The 1,185-nt window shown below is 38.6% G+C and carries 1 protein-coding gene; it reads left to right on the top strand.

Going from position 1 to position 1,185, the window contains the following annotated elements:
- Positions 1 to 210: 210 nt before the first annotated feature.
- The gene (locus BTO23_RS14975; protein WP_105063887.1) at positions 211 to 1,167 is read left to right on the top strand and encodes an IS110 family RNA-guided transposase; all 957 of its coding nucleotides are present in this window, start codon (positions 211 to 213) and stop codon (positions 1,165 to 1,167) included.
- Positions 1,168 to 1,185 lie beyond the last annotated feature (18 nt).

Consider the following 1,185-nt stretch of genomic DNA (forward strand, 5'->3'; position numbering starts at 1 on the left):
ATTGTATGGATAATAAATGCTCAATTAGGGTAAAGTGAGACCCAGACTTTAGCTGCAACTAAAGTTGATTTATACAGCAGTTCGATTGATGCATGGCTCCTCTATCGAGAGACCGATAACAAACGAGAACACTGTATAAACTCCAAGCCTACACTCGAATAGTCGACTGGGTCTCGAACCCGTATTATAGCAAACAAGAGTAAGCTTATTATGAATAATCCTACATTTCAAAGCATCAATGTCGGTGTTGATACCGGTAAAACTCAACTAGACATTTTCATCAGACCTATAGGTCTGTTCTTTTCTGTTTCTAATGATGCTAAAGGCATCAAAGAAGCCATAGCAACCATTAAAAAACATCAACCAGAACGTATCGTTATTGAGGCAACAGGCAGGCTTGAGGTCCCCTTTGTTCTTGCTTGCTCAAAGGCTAAGCTTCCATACGTTGTTGCCAACCCTATTCATGTAAGACGATTTGCTGGCGCTATTGGACAAATAGCCAAAACAGATAAATTAGATGCGCAATTAATTGCCTTATACTCTGAAAGAATTGAACCCCCACTATCAACTCTAAAGCCTGAAAATATAAGACTAATGAGCGACTTAGTCATTCGTAGAAATCAATTATTATCCATGCAAACCATGGAAAAGAATCGCCTTCAAATACTCCCTAAAGAACTAGCGATGACCATTAAACCAATATTGACAAGCTTCAAAAATCAAATCCAAAAAATAGAAGAAAAAATCATTAAACTTATTGAATCTTGCGATGAATATAAGCATAAAAATGAAATTCTTCAGAGCGTTCCTGGCATAGGAAAAGTTGCTGCTGCATCACTAATAAGTAATCTCCCCGAGCTTGGAAGTATTAGTAATAAAAAAGCGTCAGCTTTGGTTGGAGTAGCCCCTATGAATCGAGATAGCGGACGCTACAAAGGTCACCGAAAAATTAAAGGAGGTCGTAAGCAAGTACGGACGGTTCTCTATATGGCCATGATGTCAGCAATGCAATGTAACCCAGTTTTTAAGTCGACTTACAGTCGCCTCGTAGCTGAAGGAAAACCCAAAAAACTCGCTATTATTGCCTGTGTTAGAAAGATGGTTGTCATACTTAATTCAATGATACGAGATGGTGTCACGTGGAATAAAAACCACGCTAATAATTAGTTATTGACACCATAGTCG

Origin of the sequence: Aliivibrio sifiae (genome assembly GCF_002954715.1) — a bacterium.
GTDB classification, from domain to species: Bacteria; Pseudomonadota; Gammaproteobacteria; order Enterobacterales; family Vibrionaceae; genus Aliivibrio; species Aliivibrio sifiae.

Coding starts and splice junctions, on each gene's coding strand:
- BTO23_RS14975 (WP_105063887.1), top strand. CDS start 211: ATGAATAATCCTACATTTCAAAGCATCAATGTCGGTGTTGATACCGGT.